Source organism: Alcanivorax sp. VBW004, assembly GCF_009718865.1.
GTDB lineage: Bacteria > Pseudomonadota > Gammaproteobacteria > Pseudomonadales > Alcanivoracaceae > Alcanivorax.
The window spans coordinates 2,438,301-2,460,868 of sequence record NZ_WNHC01000001.1 but is presented as its reverse complement, the minus strand read 5'-3'; the positions used below and the strand labels follow the sequence as shown (position 1 = coordinate 2,460,868).

The window sequence follows — 22,568 nt, the reverse complement described above, 5'->3', positions numbered from 1 at the left end:
TTGGTTGTAGTCAGTATGCCGCGCTGACCGCCAGGCCACCACCGCCCGGCGCATGAATAATGCTGGCGGGACAATGCGCGCTGCCTTATTCTGAACGCTCTCAAGGACACAGGATTATGTGCGCTTTCTCCCTCCGCCCTGCTCTTCCCGACGATCTGGATGCACTCACCGCGCTGGAACAGCGTTGCTTTTCATCCGATCGCCTGTCCCGTCGCAGTTTTCGTAAATGGCTTAAACGCCAGCACGCCGGCTTGATCGTTGCCCTGGATGAACAACAGCAACTGGCTGGCTATGCGCTGGTGTTGTTGCAGCCCGGTACGCGCCTTGCCCGGCTTTACTCCATTGCAGTCGATCCTCAACAACGGGGCAAAAAACTCGGCGAGCGTTTACTGGACGCCGCCGAAGACTATGCGCACCAGCAGCGGCGTCTGTTCCTGCGCCTGGAAGTGCGCAGGGATAACGCCGCGGCCATCGCGCTGTATGAACGCCTGGGCTACCGCCTGTTTGCCCAGACGGCGGACTATTACGAGGATCACGAAGACGCCCTGCGTTACCAGAAACGGCTGCACTATCAGCCCGGCAACCCGCCCGCCAATCAACGCGGCAACCCTGCTCCTCAACACTTGCCCTGGGTCCAGCAGACCACCCCGTTCACCTGTGGCCCCGCCTGCCTGCTGATGGCCCTGGCCGCGCTGAAACAGCAAACGCCCACGACCACAGAAGAACTGTTGCTGTGGCGCGAAGCCACCACCATTTTCATGACCGCAGGCCATGGCGGCTGCCATCCGCTGGGGCTGGCACTGGCCGCCCGGCAACGAGGCCTCAACGCCCGCGTCTGGTGTAACCAGACCGGCCCCCTGTTTGTGGATTCAGTGCGTGGTAGTGATAAAAAAACGGTAATTACCACTGTGCACGATCACTTTGTCAGTGAATGTGCGCAGCAAGGAATCCCTGTCCACTACGAAGATTTTGGCGCCAATGAGGTGGACAAGGCCATTACCGCCGGCAGTATCGTACTGGTGCTGATCAGCACCTGGCGGCTGGATGGCCGCAAGGCTCCACACTGGGTCGCCATCAGCGGCAGCGACGAAGAATGCTTCTACATTCATGACCCGGACCCCGGTGAAGATCAGGTACCTATGGACTGCCAGCATGTGCCCATCACACGGGAAAAGTTTGATCAGATGCGACAATACGGGCAGGCAAAGCTGCGCACGGCGGTGATATTGAGCCGCCCCTGAATAACGCCTTGCGAGCATCACAAGAAAACCGTTTCGAGAACCGAGTTTCGAGTCGCGAAAACCTGACACTTCCGCTCTTTGAGATTTTGCTTTTCGAAACTCGCGACTGCTGTTATCCCGCCGCCAGCGACGCGCCTACGGGTCGTTCAGGCACAAAAAAGCCCGCACGGGGCGGGCTTCTTGTGGCCGGGCGCGGGCTTACATCTTCATCACGTCTTTACCCAGGGTGGCCGCTTTTTCGCTGTTCACCTTGCGGGCATTTTCTTCACATTCGTCGTCGTTACCGCCGCAGATTTCACAGTCCTGTTTCATGCCCAGTGAGGCCAGGCCACCACAGGAGCCTTTGACCGGCTTGTTGGAAAGAATCACGCCCACAGCCATGCCGGCGAAAAGCAGGCCTATGAAAACTACTGCTGCCACAATGGTCATGAACATGTTACTTACCCTCCACAATTGCATCGAAGGCGGGAGTTGATAACTCTTCCACGCCCTTATTGGTTCTGACAATAAAAAAGACTGCCAGTTCATGGTCTTTGGCGAAAGCCATTCCTTCATCCGGGCCCAGCACCGTCATGGCGGTGGCCAGACCGTCAGCCATCATGGCACTTTTGTGCAAAACGGACACCGAGGCCAACTGATGCTCCACCGGGTAACCGGTACGGGGATCAATCGTATGGGAATACAAGCGGCCTTCCGACTCAAAGAAGTTCCGGTAATCGCCACTGGTGGCCACGGCCATATTCTTGAGGTCTACCACCTGCTCCACCTCGCGGACGCCCGCAATCGGGCGTTCTACCGCAACCCGCCAGGGTTGTTTATAAGGCTTGCTGCCCTTGCCCAGCAGTTCTCCGCCGACTTCTACCAGGTAGTTATTCACACCATGGCTATCCAGTAAGGCCGCCACCTTATCCACCGCAAAACCTTTCGCAATGGATGACAGATCCACATACACGCCGCCGGGCTGCAGCAGTTGCTGCTCGCTGAGCAGCAGTTTCTGCCAGCCAACCCGCTCCTTCGCTGTCTCGACTTCGCTGGCCTCTGGTGGCTCAAACCGGTCCGGGTCCGGTCCGAAGCCCCACAGGTTAACCAGCGGCCCCACCGTCACGTCATAGGCGCCGCCGGTTTGTTCCGACAGAGAGAACGCGGCCAGCAGCACCTTTACGGTATCCGCGGGAAGGTTCATCAGGGTCCCCGGCTCGGCGTCGTTGAAACGGCTCAGGGAGGAATCCGGGCGGTAGGTGCTCATCTCCGCGTTCACCTGCTCCAGCGCCGCTTCGATATCCCCTTTCAACGCTTCCACGCCTTCATCCGGGGTGCCGGTGTATTTGACGCTCCAGGTCGTCCCCATTGTGGGGCCACTGAGTACCGACAGGCGATTCTTGCTGTCATCACAGCCCGTCAGCAGCAGCGCCAGGGAGACAATCAGCAGAGGAAGAATGCGAGGCATTGTCATGTTCCGGTGGTTAGCAGGAGCGAGCTCAAAGGTTAAAGTTCAAACGCGCGCTGCCCAGGCACCACGCTGACACGGCTATAGCCACGACGAGCAATTTCGCAGGGAAATGCACAAGATCACCGCTTACCTTTTCAACTTTAAACTTTGAACTTTCAACTTAAAGAAACGCCGGCCCGAAGGCCGGCGTCTGGAATTATCCGCCGAAGTCATCCAGCAGGATATTTTCCGGTTCCACACCAAGATCTTCGAGCATCTTGATTACCGAGGCGTTCATCATCGGCGGACCACACATGTAGTACTCGCAGTCCTCAGGGGCCGGATGGTCCTTCAGGTACTGTTCGAACAACACGTTATGGATAAAGCCGGTAAGGCCGTCCCAGTTGTCTTCGGGCTGCGGATCCGACAGGGCCAGATGCCACTCGAAGTTATCGTTCTCGTCCGCGAGCAGATCGTACTCTTCATTGTAGAAGCACTCACGCACACTCCGCGCACCGTACCAGAAGCTGATCTTGCGCTTGGAATCCAACCGTTTGAGCTGATCAAAGATATGGCTACGCATGGGCGCCATACCCGCGCCACCACCGATGAAGACCATTTCCGCATCGGTTTTCTTGGCGAAGAACTCACCGAAGGGTCCGAATACGGTGATCTTGTCACCCGGTTTCAGGTTGAAGACGTAGGAGCTCATGATCCCTGGCTGAATATCCTTGGACCCGGGAGGCGGCGTCGCGATACGGATATTGAACTTCAGGATGCCCTTCTCTTCCGGGTAGTTGGCCATGGAATAGGCGCGAATCACTTCTTCGTTGTTCTTGGTGTTCAAGTCGAAGAATTTGAAACGTTCCCAGTCACCGCGGTATTCCTCGTCGATGTCAAAGTCGGAAAACTTCACATCAAACGGCGGCGCTTCCAGCTGCACATAACCACCCGCGCGGAAATCCACGTTTTCGCCTTCCGGCAATTTCAGCGTCAGCTCTTTAATGAAAGTGGCAACGTTATTATTGGCAATAACCTCGCACTCCCACTTCTTCACGCCGAAGAATTCTTCCGGCACCTGGATCTTCATGTCCTGCTTCACGTTGACCTGGCAGCTCAGGCGCCAGCCATCGCGAATCTGCCCTTTGGTGAAGTGGCCTTCTTCGGTGGGAAGAATGTCTCCCCCACCGTCGAGTACCTGGCAGCGACACTGCGCACAGGTACCACCGCCACCACAGGCTGAAGACAGGAAAATCCCCTGGTCTGCCAGGGTGCCCAGCAGCTTGCCGCCGGCGGGCGCATCAATGCCTTTTTCGGCATCGTCGTTAATATCGATGTGTACGTTACCGGTTGCCACCAGACGGGAACGGGCAGCAAGAATCACCGCCACCAGCGCCAGCACAATAGCAGTGAACATGACGACACCGAGAATAATCTCAACACTCATGATTCAACTCTCCCCTTACAGCTGCACGCCGGAAAATGACATGAAGCCCAGTGACATCAGACCCACGGTAATGAAAGTGATGCCCAGACCTTTCAGACCATCCGGTACGTCGCTGTACTTGAGCTTTTCGCGGATACCCGCCAGCAATGTAATCGCCAGCGCCCACCCGGTGCCGGCACCCACGCCGTATACCATGGACTCACCCAGGGTGTAGTCACGCTCCACCATGAACAGGGAAGCACCCAGAATGGCGCAGTTCACGGTAATCAGCGGCAGGAAGATACCCAGCGCGTTGTAGAGGCTCGGCACATACTTGTCCAGGGTCATCTCCAGAATCTGCACCAGCGCGGCGATAACGCCAATGTAGCTGAGCAGCCCCAGGAAACGCAGATCCAGCTCGGCCAGCGCCGGTACACCGGTCCAGGCCAGCGCCCCTTCATCAAGCAGGTAGGTTAGCAGCAGGTTGTTCACCGGCACGGTGATGGTCAGTACCACCACCACGGCAATCCCCAGGCCAATAGCAGTCGAGATCTTCTTGGATACGGCAATAAACGTACACATGCCCAGGAAGAAGGCCAGCGCCATGTTTTCAACAAAGACGGCGCGGACGAACAGGCTCAGATAATGTTCAAACATTCCTCGTCTCCGTTAAAACGCGTCGCTGACACGGGTGTGTGGCTTCATCTTGAAGTCGTCCGGCTCTACCTGCTCCGGCTTCCACGCGCGGATGGCCCAGATGAACAACCCGATCAGGAAGAAAGCGCTCGGCGGCAGCAGCATCATGCCGTTGGTCATATACCAGCCACCCTCGGACACCTTGGGCAGAATTTGATGACCGAACAGGCTACCGGCACCCAGCAACTCACGGGTAAAGCCGAGACCCAGCAGGATCGCGGAGTAGCCCAGGCCATTGCCCACACCATCCAGGAAGGACGGAATCGGCGGATTCTTCATGGCGAAGGCTTCCGCACGGCCCATCACGATACAGTTGGTAATGATCAACCCCACGAACACCGACAGCTGTTTGGAAATGCTGTAGGCGTACGCTTTCAGGAACTGATCCACCACGATTACCAGCGACGCAATAATGGTCATCTGCACGATGATCCGGATGCTGGAAGGAATGCTGTTGCGAATCGAGCTTACGAAGAAGTTCGAGAACGCGGTTACTGCGGTCAATGCGATACACATGGTGACCGTAGTACTCAGGTTGCTGGTTACCGCCAGCGCGGAACAGATACCCAGGATCTGTAGCGCGATGGGGTTGTTGTCGAAAATCGGACCTAACAGAATGTCCTTGGTTTTCTCCGCCATTACGCGTCTCCTTCCGGCTGCTCGCTGGATTCAACGGCATCCGTGACTTCTGCCACATCACCGCCACCTTGCCGCATACGCTTCAGGTAGGGGCCAAAGCCGTTCTCGCCGACCCAGAAGCGAAGCAGGTTGCTGACACCCTTGCTGGTCAGGGTAGCGCCGGCCAGGCCGTCCACCTTGTGTTCAGCATTCGGGGTGTTGCTTTCCACCGTACCCTTGATGACCTGGATTTCCACCTCGCCCTGATCACCGTACAGCTTCTTGCCTTCCCAAAGGGCCTTCCATTTGGGGTTATCCACTTCACCGCCCAGGCCCGGGGTTTCGCCGTGCTCATAGAAACCCAGACCGGCCACGGTGTTGGCGTCCGGCTCCAGCGCCAGGAAACCGTAAAGCGTGGACCACAGGCCATAGCCGTGAACCGGCAGGATGATACGGCTCAGTTCGCCATTATCACCACGGGCCAGGTATACCTCGGCCACCTCCGCCTGGTTCTTGATACCGGCGATGTCCACGTCGCCACTAAGGCGCTCGGACTGGGCCGGGTCCTTGGCGGCGGTACGCTGATCGTAGCTTTCCGGCATTTCGACATAGTCACCGCTGTCGATGTCGACAAACTTGCGCTCGATGGACTTGAACTGCTCGTTCACGTCCTGGCTAGCGTCGTACATGCCGGCGGCAAGCAGGATGTTCATGCGCTTGTCGATCAGCTTGTTTTCGTTCTGCACCGGGCGCAGGCTCACGGCGGCGGTAGCAACCACCACACCGCAGACCACACACACCAGGAAGGCAACCAGCAGGGTCTTGCCGACGCTTTCATTTTTTCCAGCCATTACACTTCTCCCCCGGTACGACGCAGACGACGGCGAATGTTTGACTGAGTGACAAAGTAGTCAATCAGCGGCGCACACAGGTTACCGAACAGGATTGCCAGCATGATGCCTTCCGGGAAGGCCGGGTTGATTACCCGGATCAGGACGGTCATCACACCAATCAGGGCACCGAAGATGTATTTACCGGTGTTGGTCATGGACGCAGACACCGGATCGGTGGCCATGAAGATCATGCCGAAGGCGAAACCGCCCACGCTCAGGTGCCAGTACCACGGCATGCCGAACATGGCATTGGTCTCGGACCCAATCACGTTGAACAGCGCAGACATGCCCACCATGCCCAGGAACACGCCCAGCACAATGCGCCAGGAAGCGATCTTGGTCATCAACAGGGCCGCGCCACCGATCAGGATAGCCAGAGTGGACGTCTCACCGATACTGCCCTGAATGTTACCCAGGAAGGTATTCATCCAGCTCAGGCTCGCGGTGGCCGCTGCCGCGCCTTCAGTCAGGGCGTTACCGGTCAGGCCAGCCGCGTAGTTCAGGCTGCCAGAGGCGGCCAGAGACAGGGAGGTAGCGCCGGAGAAGTTGTCCACGGCGGTCCAGACTGCATCACCGGACATCTGCGCCGGGTAGGCAAAGTACAGGAACGCACGGCCAACCAGTGCCGGGTTGAGGAAGTTCTTGCCGGTTCCCCCGAACACTTCCTTGCCGATAACGACACCAAAGGAAATCCCCAAAAAGACCTGCCACAACGGAATGGACGGCGGCAGGATCAGGGTGAACAGAATACCGGTCACGAAGAAGCCTTCGTTCACCTCATGGCCGCGCTTCCACGCGAACAGGCCTTCCCAGATGAAACCACCCAGGTAGACGGTAATCAGAATGGGAATGTAGTAGATCGCACCATGCAGCACGTTGGCCCAGATACTGGCCGGATCAAACCCGGTCAGCGCCGCCACCAGATCACTGCGCCAGCCCGCCAGCGGACTGGCACCGAGCTCGGCAATCTGCAGGTTGGCCTGATAACCGGTGTTCCACAGACCGAACAGGATCGCCGGGAAGGTGCAGAACCACACCGTCATCATGATCCGCTTCAGATCGAGACCATCACGCACGTGGGCCGCGGAACGGGTTACCGAATCCGGGGTGTAGAGCATGGTGTCGAACATTTCGTAGAAGGTGTAATACTTCTCGAATTTGCCACCCTCATGGAAATGGGGGGACACTTTGTCATCCAGAAACTTTCTCATACCCATGCTCAGCCCTCCGCCTCAATCGTGGTCAGGTTGTCGCGCAGAATCGGACCGTATTCATACTTGCCCGGGCACACGAAGGTGCACAGGGACAGGTCTTCTTCCAGCAACTCCAGGGCACCGAGGGCCGTGGCGCTGTCGGTATCACCAACGATCAATGCGCGCAGCAGCTGCGTCGGCAGAATGTCCAGCGGCATCACTTCTTCATAGGCCCCCACCGGCACCATGGCACGCTCGGAGCCGTTGGTGGTGGTGGTGAAGTTGAAGCGCTTGCCCGGCATCAGCTTGGACAGGTAGATGTTCATTACCGAAAAACGGTTGGTGCCGGGTGAGATGTAACCCAGCAGCTCACGTTCATGGCCTTCACGCAGGGCCGTCAGCTGGCTGGTGGTACGGCTCAACCAGGCCACCGGGCCACGGGCGTTGTGACCGTTCAGCACAGAGCCGGAGATCAGGCGGTTATCGCCACTTTTCAGCTCGCCCTGAACGAAATCGTCCACGCTGGCGCCAACACGGGTGCGCAGAGCACGCGGTGTTTTTGCCTGCGGGCCGGTCAGCGCAACCACACGGGCGGAGCTGATCTTGCCGTCAGTGAACAGGTTGCCAATGGCAATCACGTCCTGATATCCCACGGACCAGACGGTTTTGTGCAGGCCCACCGGATCCAGGTGGTGAATGTGGGTGCCCACATTGCCAGCCGGATGCTTGCCCGCAAACGCCTCTTCACGCACCTGGCCACCGGCAAAGCTCGGCAAGTCCGTGTTCGGACCACGACACACCCATACCGGGCCGTCCGTCAGGCGGCTCAGCACCACCAGACCATTGCGGAAGGCCTGCTCGTTTTCCTTGATCACCACCGCCGGGTCCAGCGCCAGGGGGTTGGTGTCGAGAATGGAAACGAAAAGGGAATTGGGAGTACTGCCGGGTGTCGGCACCTTGCCGAACGGGCGGGTACGCAGCAGGGTCCACTCACCGGAATCCACCAGCTGTTGCTGTACCGCTTCGCGGTCCAGGGAAGCCAGCTGATCGGCATTGTGAGAGGCAAAGGTGACTTCATCTTCCTGGTCTGCCACTTCAATCACCACGGATTGAAGCACGCGCTTGTGACCACGATTGATCGCAATCACCTTACCGGCAGCAGGAGCGGTGTATTTCACACCCTCGGTTTTCTTGTCCGTGAAGATCAGCTGGCCTTTCTTGACCACGTCTCCCTCGCGGACTTCCATAGTGGGTTTCATCCCCACATAGTCACCGCCGAGCACGGCAACAGAACGAACCTGATGACCTTCCTCAATCGTCTGGCGCGGTGCACCAGCGATGGGCAGATCAAGGCCCTTCCTGATTTTAATCATAGTTTCTCGCCCACGTTGCGTGTTGCTGAAGTCGAGGCACACCCCCAGATCGCCCTGAAAAGCAGGGAATTACCGGGGATGTTCGCAAATTCCGGAATATGCAATGGATGCCGACAAAAACCCGGCGGGCACATTATAAAGTCGTACCTGCCTGTTCGCCAGCACCGTCAGACCCGCCTTTTGTCGCATGGAACCATCTTGGTGCGACAAAAAAACGGGAAATGCACCGAAAAAAAGCCCGCAGGGCGGGCTTCTTCATTCCGGGGTTCAGTCCTTTGGATACGCCGGGAATTCCACCCCGGAGATCTGCTGCAGGATGCGAAGCACCTGGCAGCTGTAGCCGAACTCGTTGTCATACCACACATACAGCACGCAGTGGCGGCCATTCACGATGGTCGCTTCCGCGTCAATCACGGAGGCGTGACGAGAGCCGACGAAATCCGTAGACACCGCATCCGGGCTGCTTACGAAATCCACCTGGCGCTGCAACGGAGAATGCAGGCTCACCCAACGCAGGTAATCGTTGAGCTCTTCCAGAGTGGTTTCCTTGCCCAGAGTCAGGTTCAGGATCGCCATGGACACGTTCGGGGTTGGAACGCGGATGGAGTTACCGGTCAGCTTACCGTCCAGATTCGGCAATACCTTGGTGGCAGCAGTGGCCGCACCGGTTTCGGTCAGCACCATGTTCAGGGGTGCAGAACGACCACGACGGGGACCTTTGTGGAAGTTATCCAGCAGGTTCTGGTCGTTGGTGTAGGAGTGCACGGTTTCCACGTGGCCAAACTCGATGCCGAACTTGTCTTCCAGCGCTTTCAGCGGCGGAACGATGGCATTGGTGGTACAGCTGGCAGCAGAAATGATCTTGTCGCTGTCCTGGATCAGATCATTGTTCACGCCGTGAACGATGTTCTTCATGTTGCCCTTGCCCGGCGCAGTCAGCATCACACGGGAGACGCCGTTGCACTGCAGGTGCTGGGACAGGCCTTCTTCATCGCGCCACTTGCCGGTGTTGTCGATTACCACGGCATTGCTGATGCCGTAATCGGTGTAATCGATGGACGACGGGTCGCTGGAGTAGATCACCTGGATGAAATTGCCATTGGCGATGATCGCATTCTCTTCTTCGTCCACGGCAATGGTGCCGGCGAACGGGCCGTGAACGGAGTCACGACGCAGCAGGCTGGCGCGCTTCTGCAGGTCACCCTTGCCAGACTCGCGCACTACAATAGCCTTCAGGCGCAGGCCATCGCCGGAGCCGGCTTTTTCGATCAGCAGGCGGGCCAAAATACGGCCGATACGACCGAAGCCGTACAGCACCACATCGGTACGCTCAGGCATGCCAACCTTGCTGCTCACCGCTTCTGCCAGCTCTTCGCGCACGTAGTCTTCAATAGACAGGCCGCGATTGTCCTTTTTGTACTCCACCGCCAGTTTACCGACATCAATCCGGCAAGGGCCGAGATCCGACTTCGCCACTTCCTGAAGAATCGGGAAGGTATCGACCACAGACAGCTCGGAATCTTCGACCTGCTTGACGAAACGGTGGCTCTTCAGAATCTGGATAACAGACTTGTTGACCAGGGAACGGCTGTACACGGTCGTGGTAACGTTCTTTTCACGATGCAGGCGGCCGATCATGGGGATCATGGCTTCTGCAATTTCTTCGCGATTTTTCCAGCGTCCGAAATGGTCTTCCAGTTTGCTCACGGAGATGGCCCTCTCAGTTTGGGTTCAGGCGGCGGAAAGCGGCGTCATTGCCCTGCTTCCCGGCCCACCTGCGGTGGTGGAGTTCGGGGCGCGCATAATAGCGCCAAAAAGCCGCATTATCCACCCGGGTTACGGGGATATTGCGCGCCATGATTCGGCCCTGGCCGAAACAAACCGCCAGTGCATCAGCCTTATCATCCCGCAGGCGGTGCCTGCAAAGCGGTGGCAACCTGTTCGCGCAGCACCGGCACCACTTCCTCATCAAACCAGGGCCGCTGGCGCAGCCACAGGCGATTGCGGGGGCTGGGATGGGGCAACGGGAAAAACCCCGCCTCCAGCGCCCGGGCAAAATGCCGCACATTGTCGGCGAGCGTTTTACCCGGCTGCGGCAGGTAGTAACGCTGGGCGTACTGCCCCACCAGCAACGTCAGACGCCGGTTCGGCAGCTCCGCCAGCAGCGGCCCATGCCATTGCGGCGCGCATTCCGGGCGCGGCGGCAGATCGCCGCCTTTCCCGCGCCCCGGGTAACACAGCCCCATGGGCACAATCGCCACCTGGTCCGCGTCGTAGAACGTTTCAGGGCCGATCTGCAGCCAGTCGCGCAACCGTTCACCGGACGGATCATTCCAGGGGATACCGGTTTCATGAACACGCGTCCCCGGCGCCTGCCCCACGATCAACAGCCGGGCGCCCTCCCCGGCCTGCACCACTGGCCGCGGCCCCAGAGGCAGGTGCGGCTCACACAGCCGGCAAGCGCGCACCTCTTCCAGCAGGTCGATCAGCTGTGTCATTCCGCCGGGCTGTCAGAGGGGTGCAAACGCATCAGCCCTTCCTGGGCCACCGACGCCACCAGCGTGCCGTCCTGACGGTAGATGGAACCGAAGTTCAGGCCACGGGAGCCGCCTGCGAAAGGACTATCACTGCGATACAGCAGCCATTCATCAATGCGGAAGTCATCATGGAACCACATGGCATGGTCGATACTGGCGCACTGCACATTCGGCTGCCAGAAATTCATCCCGTGGGGCAGCATGGCGGTGCCCATCAGGCCGAAGTCCGAACAGTAGGCCAGTAGTGCCCGCTGGGTCATGGAGTCGGCCTCGACCCGATCCACCACCCGGAACCAGACTTCGCGGATCGGCGGTTTGGGCTCAGAGGAGATGGAATCCTGCGGCGTTACCGGGCGAAATTCCACCGGACGTTCGGTCAGAAAATCCTGCCGGTACTGCTCAGGCAAACGATCCACCAGCTTCCTGCGAATCGCCTCATCGTTTTCCAGCCCCTCCGGGCCCGGCACGTCCGGCATCGGCGCCTGGTGGCAAACGCCTTCCTCGGCCACCTGGTAGGACACCGCCAGAGAAAAAATCGGCCGGCCATGCTGGATCGCGTTCACCCGGCGTGTGGTGAAACTCTTGCCGTCACGGATACGGTCCACGTCATAGACAATCGGTATATTGAAGTCTCCCGGACGCAGAAAATAAGCATGCAGCGAATGCACAGGGCGACTTTCATCCACCGTCCGCGATGCCGCCAGCAGCGCCTGCCCGGCCACCAGCCCCCCAAACACGCTGCGCTGGCCATTGGCCTCGCTCTGCCCGCGAAACAAATTGTTCTCCAACTGTTCCAGGTCAAACAGACCCATCAGCTCCTGAACCGGTGCTTTCATAGCCAATCCTCAGCGCAATAAAACCCATGGTCGCCATACTACCTGCAACGAAAAAGAATTTTGAGATTGACGACATACTGGAAAGTAGGCAGGCGCAATAGCGGATACAGCTTGTTTGTTTAACAAAGAAATGCCTAATATGTCTTCAACGACTAAAGAAGGCCCGACCTTCTGCATCTCCTGGGGGACAATCTGATGCTTCAATCACTTCGCTATTGCCTGGCGGCAATAGGGGTTTTCTGCGCGCTTGCCACAACGTCTGCCCACGCAGACGTACCTTCCCGCCTGGTAGTTCAGGGATATCTCACCGACCTTAGTAGCCAGCGCCCTTTGCACGGCACCTTTGATGTGGTGGTCACTCTTTACGATATGTCCGGGCGAACCACGGAATATCAAACCGCTGGCGGCACGGCCACCGATCCCCAGGGGCTCGGCGCAGTACTGTGGACTGAAACCCAGGTAATCACCGCCGAAGACGGCCGCTATAGCGTGGTTCTCGGCGCCGAACCACACAATTCCTTGCCCGACGATTTGCTCGGCAGCGATCAGGTAGAACTGGGTCTGGCCATCGATGGCGACAGCGAAATGACGCCACGCCTTGCGGTCACCACCGGTAGCGTCCCCTACGCCTTGCAGGCGCGTGAAGCCGAACAGGTCACCGGTGATATTGAACCGCTCTCCCTGAGCATTGGCGGGCAACTGCTGATTAATGAAAACGGCGAATGGGTTGGCCCGGATAGCGGATTGATTGGTCCAAAAGGCGATGCCGGTGACGCGGGGCCTGCTGGTGCTGACGGCGTTGATGGCGCACAAGGAGCTGTAGGACCTGTAGGCCCCGCTGGAGCTGACGGTGCCCAAGGGCCTGTCGGTCCTCAAGGCCCCACCGGTGCTGACGGCGTCCAAGGGCCTGTCGGTCCTGTAGGTCCCACCGGTGCTGTCGGCGCCCAAGGGCCTGTCGGTCCTGTAGGTCCCACCGGTGCTGTCGGCGCCCAAGGGCCTGCCGGTCCTGTAGGCCCCACCGGTGCTGACGGCGCCCAAGGGCCTGTCGGTCCTCAAGGCCCCACAGGTGCTGACGGCGCCCAAGGGCCTGTCGGTCCTCAAGGCATGCAAGGCCTCATGGGCCCCTCCGGCACTCCCGGCATGATGGGACCTCCCGGCCCGATTGGGCCTCCCGGTACACCTGGCACCACCGGCCCACAAGGCCCGATGGGCCCCACTGGCATGACCGGCCCCGCGGGATCATTCAGCACCAGCAATGTGACTCAGAAACCCTGCAACAACGCATCGAGCTGTACATGCAACAGCGGCGTAGTGCTTTCCGGTGGCGTTGATTGCCCCCAGTCCGCCTACATCATTAGCAGCTACCCTAGTACAACCAGCACCTGGAGCGGTACTTGCGAAAGCTGGAATACTGGCCAGCCCGTTAATCCAGACGTCATCACCATTACTTGCGCAACGGCCAACTGATGGCCATCACCCGACGGCAGTTCATCGCTGCAGGTGGCGCGGCCGGGGTGCTGTTAAGCACCCCTCTGCTTGCGGGTGCCACTGCCACCCGCGTCGAACTGGTCAATGGCGCCCGCGCCATTGCCCTGGGTGACAACCAGCGACTGCAGGTCAGCGATCATGGTCGCCAGGCCCTGTGGCAACGTAATGGCAGCATTAAGAGCCTCACTACCGGCGCAGCCTACGAAACCCGTATTGTGGCCGCCGCCCTGGATGGCGACAACCTTGTCCTTCTGGATCGCGGCCAGCGCCAGCTCCGCTGGTTCCGGCCCGACGGTTCACAGGCGCGCCAAATCGACCTGACCGAGCTGTTGGAGCCTGCTGACTTTGTCCTTCATGGCGAACACGCGCTGATTGCAGACGTACACGGCCACCGCCTGATGCGCCTGAATCTGCGCACGGGGGCGAACCAGTGGGTGGAAAGCGATCGCCCCCTGAATGGCCCTGCCTCACTGGCCAAGACCGGGGATCGCATCAGCCTGCTCACTCTCGGTGACCGGCGGCTGCATCACTTCACTCTGACCGGCCACAGCCTGGGAAGTGAAGTGAGCGCCATGAACATGCCCAGCGGGCTGACCGCGGTCAACGACCAGTTACTGGTCCTGGACCGGTGCCAGAAACAGCTCTGCTGGGCAGATCGTTCCAGCCCGCTGCTGGCACTCCCCCAAACCGGCGCTCAGCAGCTGGCTCACTTGAGCTGGCAACCGGGCAGTAACCTGCTGATCAGCGTATGAGGCCACTATGAGCGATCCCTTTGTCGCCGAAATCCGCATCTTTGCGGGTAATTTTGCTCCGCGTAACTGGGCATTCTGTAATGGGCAACTGCTACAGATCAGCCAGAACACCGCCCTGTTCGCCCTCATCGGCAACATTTATGGCGGCGATGCCCGTACCACAATGGCCTTGCCCAACCTGCAAGGCCGGGCACCCGCGCACCCCGGTCAGGGCCCCGGACTGCCGTCATACAGACTGGGCCAAGTTGTGCAAAATAGCGCGTCGACCGTAAAGGTTGTGCAGGGCATCACGCCTGACCGCAATCTCGGCAGCAGCCAAACCACCCGCACCATTGCCGCCAAAGTACCCGCTGGCGATCAACGCCACCCATATCTGGGGCTGAATTTCATTATTGCCCTGCAAGGGCAATTCCCATCCAGAAGCTAGGAGCCTCCACTGATGAGCGAACCCTTTCTCGCTGAAATCCGCATGATCGGCTTCAACTTTGCCCCCCGGGGCTGGGCCTTTTGCGATGGGCAGATATTGCCAATCAATCAGAATCAATCCCTGTACTCTCTACTGGGCACCATCTACGGCGGCGACGGCAGAACCAGCTTTGCGCTTCCGGAACTGCGCGGTCGCACTCCGATGCATCCCGGCACGGGTAACATCAACCAAGGCGACAAAGGAGGCAGCCCGAGCGGACCTGCCGACGACGGAGAAACCTTGGACAGCCTGACCCTGGATCGCAATCTAGGCAGCACGCTGAACACCACCTCCGTTGCCACCCAAGGCGCGCAGATGGATTCCATCGCGCTAAACTTTGTCATCGCCCAGCAAGGGCTTTTCCCCAGCAGAAGCTAGAGGCTCTTATGTCAGAACCCTTTCTAGGCGAAATTCGCATGTTTGCCGGCAATTTTGCCCCGCGAAGCTGGGCATTCTGTGATGGCCAGCTGTTAGCGATATCGCAGAACAGCGCGCTGTTTTCCCTCTTCGGCACCATTTACGGTGGCGATGGCAGAACCACTTTCGGTTTACCGGATTGCCGTGGACGCTCCCCGGTACACGCGGGCACGGGCCCGGGGCTCGCGCCAGTTCGTCTTGGCTCAAAAAGCGGCAGCAATACCAGTGGTGCGGTTGCGGCTACCACCAGCGTCAGCATTGATCGCGGCCTGGGGAAAACACAACAGACCTGGGATGCACTTCCGGTGGGGGCAGAACCGGCCACATCACAATTGTTTGTGAATTTCATTGTGGCCGAGTTCGGCATTTACCCTTCGCCTTCGTAATGCACAACTACCGTTTACGCCCGGCCAGTGACAGCGACACACCGGTGTTACTGGCCATCTACACCAGCACCCGTCAGGAAGAAGTGGCGCAGACCGGCTGGCCCCAGGCGCAGCAGGATGACTTTCTGGCCCTGCAGGCCAAGGCGCAGCACGAACACTATCTTCAGCATTACCCGGAAGCGGAACGGCACCTGATCGAATTAAACGGGGAGACCGCCGGGCGGCTGTATGTCTCGGACTGGGAACAGGAAATTCGCATTGTGGACATCGCCCTGCTGCCCGCCTTTCGCGGTACAGGGCTGGGATCACAAATTCTCTCCACCCTGCAATCACGGGCTCGCCAGTCCGGCAAGCCCGTGACCATTCACGTGGAAACCAACAACCCGGCGCGGCGACTCTATCTTCGGCTGGGCTTTGAGGAGCAGGAAGACAAGGGCGTCTACCTGCTTATGCGCTGGCAAGCTGGCGATTGAACACCGCCTCGAAATGGTAGGTGCCATCGCTGGCGCCCAGCGGCCCCACCGGCACCAGAAACACGGACTCCTCACCCAGCGTCTCGTTGCGCATAACGACCGCGCCTTGCTCCAGTTGTAACTGGCCCGCGAACAGCAGGGAAAAGCACTCCCAGCCCTCGGGAGACACCGGCACATTCACTTCTGCCAGCGTCAAACTATCGCCATTTTCCAGCGCGAACGCCTGCCCTTCACAATCTTTCCATTGTTGTAATGTGATCATGCCACCTCCCCAAATGATGCCCGCAGTGTAGACGGCGCTGACGGCACCGTCACCCTTGGCTACAATACGCCGCCTGATATCTCACCGAATGCGCAGGAACGGGTCTCGATGAAGCTACTCCCCGACAGCAACCTCTTTCCCAGCGGGCGAGAGCACTACAAAGACTGGGCCGGACTCAATGCCGGCAGCATGGCCGCAGTACTGGCCGAGCTGGCCCGCAGCGAAGACCACCTGTTCGTGATCCTGGCGCCCAACAGCAGCCGCGCCCAGCAGCTCACCGACTCCCTGAGCTTCTATCTGGCCGGCAGCGACACGCCGGTGATGCTGTTCCCGGACTGGGAAACCCTGCCCTACGACCTGTTCAGCCCCCACCAGGACATCATCAGTGACCGCATTCAGGTGCTGCACCAGCTGCCCACCACCCACAAGGGCATTCTGGTGGTGCCGGTCAATACGCTGATGCAGCGCCTGGCGCCGCCGATCCACATCACCTGCAACAGCTTCCTGCTCAAGGTGGGCGATCGTTTCGACATGGAAGCCACCCGCAGCCGGCTGGTCGCCAGCGGCTACCGGCAGCGCGACAACGTGTACGAGCACGGCGAGTTTGCCGTGCGCGGGGCGATCATGGATATCTACCCCATGGGCGCCGAGCAGCCATTCCGTATCGAACTGTTCGACGATGAAATCGAATCCCTGCGCCTGTTTGAAGCGGAAAGCCAGCGCTCCACCGGCAAAGTGGAGGACATCACCCTGCTGCCTGCGGCGGAATTCCCTCTCAGCGCCGAAGGCATCGCCCGCTTCCGCAGCAACTTCCGCGATACCTTTGACGTGGATACCCGTCACGTTCCTCTCTATCAGGATGTAACGGACGGCCTGGCAGCCCCCGGCCTGGAATATTATCTGCCGCTGTTTTTCGAACAAATGGCCACCCTGTTCGATTACCTGCCCGACGATGTGCGGCTGGTAGAACTGGCCGACTGCCAGAACGCCATCGAACACTTCTGGCAGGATGTGGAACAACGCCACGAATCCCGCCGCCACGATATTCACCGCCCGATTCTGGCTCCCTGGCAATTGTTCCTGCGCCCGGACGAACTGAACGCGGCCCTGAAACAGCACCCCCGCGCGCGTCAGGCCCCTAGCGATGCGCCCAGCGTGGACCAGGCCATTCACTTTGATGTGGCGCCCATGCCCGCGCTCACCGCCGATGTGCGCGCCAATAATCCGCTTGCCCTGCTGCATACGTTTTCCGACGCGCACCCGGACACCCACATCCTGATCTGTGCGGAAACCGCCGGGCGCCGGGAAGCGCTGCTGGAACTGATGCAGAAAATTCAGATCCAGCCAGCCATGAAAGACAACTGGCCAGACTTCATCGCCAACCCGGCGCGCTGGAGCCTGACCCGAGGGGAGCTGGACGCCGGTTTCTACGCCCCGGAACACGCCTTGTTAGTGGTCACCGAAAACGACCTGTACGGCGAACGGGTGCTGCAACGTCGGCGCCGTAAATCCAGCAGCGACGATGGCGCCGCCGAACAGGCATTCCGCTCGTTGGGGGAAATGACCGTGGGCTCCCCGGTGGTCCATCTGGAGCACGGCGTGGGCCGCTATCTCGGCCTCACCCACATGGAAGTGCACCGCCAGCAACACGAATTCCTGCTACTGGAATATGCCGGCGGTGACAAACTCTATGTGCCGGTCTCCTCCCTGCATCTGATCAGCCGTTATGGTGGCGGCGACACCGCGCCACTGAACCGCCTGGGCACCGAGCAATGGACCAAGGCCCGCCAGAAAGCCGCGGAAAAAATCCATGACGTGGCCGCCGAACTGCTTAACACCTATGCCCGCCGCGAGGCTCGCGAAGGCCGCCAGTTCGATGTGGACCTGAACGACTACGATCGCTTCAGCGCCGCCTTTCCCTTCGAGGAGACCCCGGACCAGCAGGCCGCCATTGCGTCTGTGGTCGCCGACATGCAATCCAGCCAGCCCATGGACCGGCTGGTCTGCGGTGACGTGGGCTTCGGCAAGACCGAGGTGGCCATGCGCGCCGCCTTCGTGGCCGTGGAAAACCAGACCCAGGTTGCGGTACTGGTACCCACCACCCTGCTCGCCCAACAGCATTACGAATCCTTCACTGACCGTTTCGCCGACTGGCCCGTAAACATCGAAGTGCTGTCGCGCTTTCGCAGCGCCAAGGAAAAGACCCAGGTGTTGCAACGGCTCAAGGAAGGCAAAGTGGATATTCTGGTGGGCACCCACCAGCTGCTCCAGGAAACCGTGGCCTTCGACAATCTGGGCCTGATTATTGTCGACGAAGAACACCGCTTCGGGGTGCGCCACAAGGAACGTCTGAAACAAATGCGCGCCGAGTGTGACATTCTCACCCTCACCGCCACCCCGATTCCGCGTACCCTGAACATGGCCATGAGCGGCATGCGTGATATTTCCATCATCGCCACACCGCCGCAAAAACGCCTGTCGGTGAAGACCTTTGTGCAGCAGCACAACGATACCGCCATCAAGGAAGCGCTGCTGCGTGAACTGTTGCGCGGCGGGCAGGTGTATTACCTGCACAACGATATCGACACCATGGAGAAAACCGCAGCGGACATTCGCAAGCTGGTCCCTGATGCCCGCGTTGGCATTGCCCACGGGCAGATGCGCGAACGAGAACTGGAAGCGGTGATGAGTGACTTCTATCACCGTCGTTTCAACGTGCTGGTAAGCACCACCATCATCGAAACCGGCATCGATGTGCCCAGCGCCAACACCATCATCATCGATCGCGCCGACAAGCTCGGCCTGGCCCAGCTTCACCAGCTTCGTGGCCGGGTGGGTCGCAGCCACCACCAGGCCTACGCCTACCTGATTACCCCCAGCCCCAAGGTCATGACCAAGGACGCCATCAAACGGCTGGAAGCCATCGAGCAAGCCACCGACCTGGGCGCCGGCTTTATGCTCGCCAGCCAGGACATGGAAATCCGCGGCGCCGGTGAACTGCTCGGTGAAGAGCAGCACGGCAACATCGAAACCATCGGTTTCAGCCTCTACATGGAAATGCTGGAGCAAGCAGTGGAAGCGCTGAAACGCGGCGAGCAACCGGATGTGGAAAAACCCCTCAGCGGCGGCCCGGAACTGAACCTGCGTATTCCCGCACTGATCCCGGAAGACTACCTGCCCGATGTGTTCGGCCGTCTCACGCTCTACAAGCGCATCGCTGGCTGTAAAACCCGTGCGGGACTGAAAGAACTGCAAGTGGAAATGATCGACCGCTTTGGCCTGCTGCCGGAGCCGGTGAAAAACCTGTTCGCCGTGACCGAACTACGCCAGCAGGCAGAGCGGCTGGGCATTATTCGCCTGGACGCCCACGCCACCGGCGGCAAGCTGGAATTCGGTGAGCGCACCCCGGTGGATCCGCTCACCATCGTCAAGCTGGTCCAGTCCGGCCCCAACCGCTTCAAGCTGGAAGGCGCCAACGCCCTGCGTTTTGTGGAAGACAGCGAAACCCCGGAAGAACGTATTCAAGTGGTGCAGGAACTGCTCACGCGCCTCGCGGCCCAAAGTATCCAGACAGGCGCCGCAGGCTGAATACCCCTTCAGCCTGCGTGTCTGAGAGCGGGTCAAACCGCACTCTTGTCACAAAAACCGTGCCGATCGCCCCATCGCCCGTGAGCAATCCAGGCTGATTGGGGTATAGTCGGCCCCAAAATCAACGCCTGGTCGGCAGGCGGCACAAGGAGTGTTCAATGCATCGCGCTTTACTGTTGGTTGTTCTGGTTCTGTTGGGCAACACCGCTATCGCACAAAGATGGTACAAAGTGGAAGTGCTGGTGTTTGCTCAAAACAATGCCAGCAGTGAAGAAATCTGGGCGGCCGGCCTGCAGCCTCACTATGCATCACAGGCCGTGCCCATTGGCCAGCCAGAAACCAGTGAAGTGGCCGACCCGGATGCCGTTGCCCGGGGCGCCTGGCAGCCGCTGTCCCAGGACGACGAAGTGCTTGGCTATATGCTGGAACGCATGGAAGGCACCGGTGACTACCGCGAGCTGTATCATGCCGCCTGGGAGCAACCCATCGGCAGCAAGGCGGAAACCTTGCCGGTCTATGTACGCGGCGGGCAGACACTGCCCACCGAAGACGGCGAAATACCGGAACTGGAAGGCACCCTGCAGTTCAGCAAATCCCGCTATCTCCATGTAACACCTCAAATCTGGTTTAACACGGAAAGTAACGGCGAGCGCCTCTACGTGGACATCGACGAGAAGCGCCGCCTGGCGGGCCACCAGGTGTACTATTTCGACCATGCCCTGTTCGGCATGCTGGTTCGCGTTACGCGGGCCTGAACACGTCAGGCCGATGCTGGGGCATCCAGTTCCAGCAGCTCGGTCAAAAAATCCTGCCACAGATCGTAGACCATAAAGTGCCCCTGTTCGGGGAAACTACGAAACTGCACGTTCGGTAAATCTGCGGCAAGGTGGCGCGCGCCCTCAATGGAAATAATGCCATCGGTTTCGCCGTGCCACTGCAGGATCGGTACGGTAATCTGCTTGAGATCCACTCCCAGGGGTTTGAGATGGTTCAGGTACTCTTCCATCATGATGCGTGCCCCCTGGAAATGGCCTCGGCGAGTCCGCTTGATGGTCCGCGCCAGCAAATCAGGATTGTTGAACACCGCTTGGTCCGACGCTGACATGCCCCGCGCCAGCATCTTGTAGAAGCGTTCCGGGGCCTTCTGTACCCCACGCACCCCCAGCCGTCCTACCAACATGAACAGGCGAGGATCGCGGCGGGAAATCTGCAGGCTCATCCGGTGAATGGGCTCCAGCTTGTCCAGCTCAAGATGCTCGCCCGCCAGCGTCGTGCCCAGCAGGCCTAACCGATCGAACAGGTCCGGATAGTCCGCCGCGGCACACAGTGCATAAGGGCCACCGCCACAATACGCCGCCATGGGCGGTTTTCGGATATGCAGGTGTTCACACAACGCCCGGATATCCCGGCCAAGATCCTTGAACTGGTAATTCGGCTTATAGGTGGAAATGCCATAACCGGGCCGGACGATCAGAATCATTCGCAGGCCGCGCTCACGGTACCAGTCTTCAAACACGGTATGATCAGGCATCGAGGCGCCCTGATTCTCCAGCGTCAGTACCGGCCTGCCCTTGGGATCACCGTATTCGTACCAGCTCAACACTCGCCCATCAGCAAGGGTCAGGGTGTATTCTTCGTCGTCATCCTGCAGTCGGGGCAAACGGGCAGCCTGTACCAGCGCATGTCCCATGGCATGGCTGACCAACTGCACCTGGCTGGTGGCGCTGAGCTTTCCCATGACCGATTTCAGCTGGCTACGGGCAGTGCTGATCTTGATGTTCAGCAATTGCGCACTCTGTTGGAGATTCCCAACCTTGCAGAGTAGATGTAGCAGCCGGGATTCTGCTTCGGTGATATTGAAAACCGAACGCAACATTTCTGGCGATGGCGTCACCACACTGTGCCCCGCCAGCACCCAGACGATGGTGCGCACCTGGGCGATCGCCCCGGGCGCATCCGATTTTTGCACCGGCAGGCACAACAGTGAGATACCGTCCTGGGGTGAGGTGAGCAGCTGCGTGTCTCGCCCTTCCGCGAGCCGGTTTACCCGCTCAAGAGCCTGTTTCAGCTCCCTGTCTGCGATGCTCAAGGTACCGTTTACGCGCAGCTGGACGGGGCCCTCGGCCAGTACCTGCTGCGCCACCGGATTGGATTCCAGCACCTGCAATTGCTCACCCAGCATCAGCATGGGCCAGGGCATCTGGTTGTACATGGCATTGAGCACATTGGTGCGGTCTTCCAGCGCATGCATGTACGAGCTGGAGCGTACCGCTCGCTCAAGGTGCGCTATCAGGCCTTCCACTTCTGCACTACGCGGTGCCGGGCCAGGCACCAGGGCCGATTCTGCCGTGCTCTTTTTGCCGGGCGAGCCATCTTCCGACTCCGTCCAGCCGGCAATGGTATCCAGCAACTCGACCCAGTCCCCCGGGGATAGCGCGGTTTCATAGATCTTGCCGATCAACGCATCATTGTCGTTTTTCAAAGCCGTTCCCGA

At 59.4% G+C, this 22,568-nt stretch carries 22 protein-coding genes; 9 read left to right on the top strand and 13 right to left on the bottom strand.

The window, feature by feature from the left end:
* The first annotated feature begins 116 nt into the window (after positions 1 to 116).
* A complete protein-coding gene (locus F1529_RS11180; protein WP_155134733.1) occupies positions 117 to 1,241 on the top strand; it encodes a GNAT family N-acetyltransferase/peptidase C39 family protein in 1,125 nt (374 codons plus the stop codon).
* 198 nt (positions 1,242 to 1,439) lie between these two features.
* Here the strand turns inward: F1529_RS11180 and nqrM are convergent, their stop codons facing one another.
* From nqrM to F1529_RS11125, 11 genes are all read right to left on the bottom strand, one after another.
* Complete coding sequence (gene nqrM, locus F1529_RS11175; protein ID WP_007151334.1) at positions 1,440 to 1,676, bottom strand: (Na+)-NQR maturation NqrM; 237 nt, start codon at positions 1,674 to 1,676, stop codon at positions 1,440 to 1,442.
* Between the two features lies 1 nt (position 1,677).
* Positions 1,678 to 2,688, bottom strand: a complete 1,011-nt coding sequence (locus F1529_RS11170; RefSeq protein ID WP_155134730.1) for an FAD:protein FMN transferase — start codon at positions 2,686 to 2,688, stop codon at positions 1,678 to 1,680.
* A 199-nt stretch (positions 2,689 to 2,887) separates the two neighbouring features.
* Positions 2,888 to 4,117, bottom strand: coding sequence for an NADH:ubiquinone reductase (Na(+)-transporting) subunit F (nqrF, locus tag F1529_RS11165; protein ID WP_007150714.1), 1,230 nt, complete (start codon positions 4,115 to 4,117; stop codon positions 2,888 to 2,890).
* A 15-nt stretch (positions 4,118 to 4,132) separates the two neighbouring features.
* Positions 4,133 to 4,753, bottom strand: coding sequence for an NADH:ubiquinone reductase (Na(+)-transporting) subunit E (gene nqrE / locus F1529_RS11160; RefSeq protein WP_007150757.1), 621 nt, complete (start codon positions 4,751 to 4,753; stop codon positions 4,133 to 4,135).
* Between the two features lie 12 nt (positions 4,754 to 4,765).
* The gene (locus F1529_RS11155; protein WP_007148629.1) at positions 4,766 to 5,431 is read right to left on the bottom strand and encodes an NADH:ubiquinone reductase (Na(+)-transporting) subunit D; all 666 of its coding nucleotides are present in this window, start codon (positions 5,429 to 5,431) and stop codon (positions 4,766 to 4,768) included.
* The gene (locus tag F1529_RS11150; protein ID WP_155134727.1) at positions 5,431 to 6,261 is read right to left on the bottom strand and encodes a Na(+)-translocating NADH-quinone reductase subunit C; all 831 of its coding nucleotides are present in this window, start codon (positions 6,259 to 6,261) and stop codon (positions 5,431 to 5,433) included. Before F1529_RS11150 ends, F1529_RS11155 begins: the two co-directional genes overlap by 1 nt.
* On the bottom strand, positions 6,261 to 7,520 hold the full coding sequence (locus tag F1529_RS11145; protein WP_155134725.1) for an NADH:ubiquinone reductase (Na(+)-transporting) subunit B: 1,260 nt from the start codon (positions 7,518 to 7,520) through the stop codon (positions 6,261 to 6,263). The genes F1529_RS11150 and F1529_RS11145 overlap by 1 nt, the downstream gene beginning before the upstream one ends.
* 2 nt (positions 7,521 to 7,522) lie before the next feature.
* Entirely contained in the window at positions 7,523 to 8,869 is a 1,347-nt protein-coding gene (locus F1529_RS11140; RefSeq protein ID WP_155134723.1) for a Na(+)-translocating NADH-quinone reductase subunit A, read from the bottom strand.
* Between the two features lie 267 nt (positions 8,870 to 9,136).
* A complete protein-coding gene (locus F1529_RS11135) occupies positions 9,137 to 10,576 on the bottom strand; it encodes a glyceraldehyde-3-phosphate dehydrogenase (RefSeq protein ID WP_370457004.1) in 1,440 nt (479 codons plus the stop codon).
* A 194-nt stretch (positions 10,577 to 10,770) separates the two neighbouring features.
* Positions 10,771 to 11,367: a uracil-DNA glycosylase family protein gene (locus F1529_RS11130; protein ID WP_155134720.1), complete on the bottom strand. Its 597-nt coding sequence runs from the start codon at positions 11,365 to 11,367 to the stop codon at positions 10,771 to 10,773.
* A complete protein-coding gene (locus tag F1529_RS11125; protein ID WP_007149630.1) occupies positions 11,364 to 12,242 on the bottom strand; it encodes an acyl-CoA thioesterase II in 879 nt (292 codons plus the stop codon). The genes F1529_RS11130 and F1529_RS11125 overlap by 4 nt, the downstream gene beginning before the upstream one ends.
* 195 nt (positions 12,243 to 12,437) lie before the next feature.
* On the opposite strand from F1529_RS11125, the gene F1529_RS17730 reads away from it, so the two are divergent.
* The 6 genes from F1529_RS17730 to F1529_RS11095 are packed head-to-tail and all read left to right on the top strand — an operon-like array spanning position 12,438 to position 16,224.
* Positions 12,438 to 13,709, top strand: a complete 1,272-nt coding sequence (locus F1529_RS17730; RefSeq protein ID WP_155134717.1) for a collagen-like protein — start codon at positions 12,438 to 12,440, stop codon at positions 13,707 to 13,709.
* Entirely contained in the window at positions 13,709 to 14,482 is a 774-nt protein-coding gene (locus F1529_RS11115) for a PQQ-binding-like beta-propeller repeat protein (RefSeq protein ID WP_155134714.1), read from the top strand. Before F1529_RS17730 ends, F1529_RS11115 begins: the two co-directional genes overlap by 1 nt.
* Before the next feature lie 7 nt (positions 14,483 to 14,489).
* Entirely contained in the window at positions 14,490 to 14,909 is a 420-nt protein-coding gene (locus tag F1529_RS11110; protein WP_155134711.1) for a phage tail protein, read from the top strand.
* 12 nt (positions 14,910 to 14,921) lie between these two features.
* Complete coding sequence (locus F1529_RS11105; protein ID WP_155134708.1) at positions 14,922 to 15,326, top strand: phage tail protein; 405 nt, start codon at positions 14,922 to 14,924, stop codon at positions 15,324 to 15,326.
* Between the two features lie 8 nt (positions 15,327 to 15,334).
* Positions 15,335 to 15,751: a phage tail protein gene (locus tag F1529_RS11100; RefSeq protein ID WP_155134705.1), complete on the top strand. Its 417-nt coding sequence runs from the start codon at positions 15,335 to 15,337 to the stop codon at positions 15,749 to 15,751.
* Positions 15,751 to 16,224 carry a GNAT family N-acetyltransferase gene (locus F1529_RS11095; RefSeq protein ID WP_155134701.1) on the top strand — a complete coding sequence of 158 codons (474 nt, stop codon included), beginning with the start codon at positions 15,751 to 15,753 and terminating at the stop codon, positions 16,222 to 16,224. The genes F1529_RS11100 and F1529_RS11095 overlap by 1 nt, the downstream gene beginning before the upstream one ends.
* Here F1529_RS11095 and F1529_RS11090 read toward each other — a convergent pair.
* Positions 16,199 to 16,486 carry a hypothetical protein gene (locus tag F1529_RS11090; protein ID WP_155134698.1) on the bottom strand — a complete coding sequence of 96 codons (288 nt, stop codon included), beginning with the start codon at positions 16,484 to 16,486 and terminating at the stop codon, positions 16,199 to 16,201. The genes F1529_RS11095 and F1529_RS11090 overlap by 26 nt on opposite strands.
* Before the next feature lie 108 nt (positions 16,487 to 16,594).
* On the opposite strand from F1529_RS11090, the gene mfd reads away from it, so the two are divergent.
* Both mfd and F1529_RS11080 read left to right on the top strand, forming a co-directional pair.
* Positions 16,595 to 20,074 carry a transcription-repair coupling factor gene (mfd, locus tag F1529_RS11085; RefSeq protein WP_155134695.1) on the top strand — a complete coding sequence of 1,160 codons (3,480 nt, stop codon included), beginning with the start codon at positions 16,595 to 16,597 and terminating at the stop codon, positions 20,072 to 20,074.
* Between the two features lie 158 nt (positions 20,075 to 20,232).
* Positions 20,233 to 20,829 (top strand): peptidoglycan binding protein CsiV, encoded by a 597-nt coding sequence (locus F1529_RS11080; RefSeq protein WP_155134692.1) that lies wholly within the window; start codon positions 20,233 to 20,235, stop codon positions 20,827 to 20,829.
* 5 nt (positions 20,830 to 20,834) lie between these two features.
* Here F1529_RS11080 and F1529_RS11075 read toward each other — a convergent pair whose 3' ends face one another.
* A complete protein-coding gene (locus tag F1529_RS11075; RefSeq protein WP_007148798.1) occupies positions 20,835 to 22,556 on the bottom strand; it encodes an alpha/beta hydrolase in 1,722 nt (573 codons plus the stop codon).
* Positions 22,557 to 22,568: the final 12 nt, after the last annotated feature.

Coding starts and splice junctions, on each gene's coding strand:
- F1529_RS11180 (WP_155134733.1), top strand. CDS start 117: ATGTGCGCTTTCTCCCTCCGCCCTGCTCTTCCCGACGATCTGGATGCA.
- nqrM (WP_007151334.1), bottom strand. CDS start 1,676: ATGTTCATGACCATTGTGGCAGCAGTAGTTTTCATAGGCCTGCTTTTC.
- F1529_RS11170 (WP_155134730.1), bottom strand. CDS start 2,688: ATGCCTCGCATTCTTCCTCTGCTGATTGTCTCCCTGGCGCTGCTGCTG.
- nqrF (WP_007150714.1), bottom strand. CDS start 4,117: ATGAGTGTTGAGATTATTCTCGGTGTCGTCATGTTCACTGCTATTGTG.
- nqrE (WP_007150757.1), bottom strand. CDS start 4,753: ATGTTTGAACATTATCTGAGCCTGTTCGTCCGCGCCGTCTTTGTTGAA.
- F1529_RS11155 (WP_007148629.1), bottom strand. CDS start 5,431: ATGGCGGAGAAAACCAAGGACATTCTGTTAGGTCCGATTTTCGACAAC.
- F1529_RS11150 (WP_155134727.1), bottom strand. CDS start 6,261: ATGGCTGGAAAAAATGAAAGCGTCGGCAAGACCCTGCTGGTTGCCTTC.
- F1529_RS11145 (WP_155134725.1), bottom strand. CDS start 7,520: ATGGGTATGAGAAAGTTTCTGGATGACAAAGTGTCCCCCCATTTCCAT.
- F1529_RS11140 (WP_155134723.1), bottom strand. CDS start 8,869: ATGATTAAAATCAGGAAGGGCCTTGATCTGCCCATCGCTGGTGCACCG.
- F1529_RS11130 (WP_155134720.1), bottom strand. CDS start 11,367: ATGACACAGCTGATCGACCTGCTGGAAGAGGTGCGCGCTTGCCGGCTG.
- F1529_RS11125 (WP_007149630.1), bottom strand. CDS start 12,242: ATGAAAGCACCGGTTCAGGAGCTGATGGGTCTGTTTGACCTGGAACAG.
- F1529_RS17730 (WP_155134717.1), top strand. CDS start 12,438: ATGCTTCAATCACTTCGCTATTGCCTGGCGGCAATAGGGGTTTTCTGC.
- F1529_RS11115 (WP_155134714.1), top strand. CDS start 13,709: ATGGCCATCACCCGACGGCAGTTCATCGCTGCAGGTGGCGCGGCCGGG.
- F1529_RS11110 (WP_155134711.1), top strand. CDS start 14,490: ATGAGCGATCCCTTTGTCGCCGAAATCCGCATCTTTGCGGGTAATTTT.
- F1529_RS11105 (WP_155134708.1), top strand. CDS start 14,922: ATGAGCGAACCCTTTCTCGCTGAAATCCGCATGATCGGCTTCAACTTT.
- F1529_RS11100 (WP_155134705.1), top strand. CDS start 15,335: ATGTCAGAACCCTTTCTAGGCGAAATTCGCATGTTTGCCGGCAATTTT.
- F1529_RS11095 (WP_155134701.1), top strand. CDS start 15,751: ATGCACAACTACCGTTTACGCCCGGCCAGTGACAGCGACACACCGGTG.
- F1529_RS11090 (WP_155134698.1), bottom strand. CDS start 16,486: ATGATCACATTACAACAATGGAAAGATTGTGAAGGGCAGGCGTTCGCG.
- mfd (WP_155134695.1), top strand. CDS start 16,595: ATGAAGCTACTCCCCGACAGCAACCTCTTTCCCAGCGGGCGAGAGCAC.
- F1529_RS11080 (WP_155134692.1), top strand. CDS start 20,233: ATGCATCGCGCTTTACTGTTGGTTGTTCTGGTTCTGTTGGGCAACACC.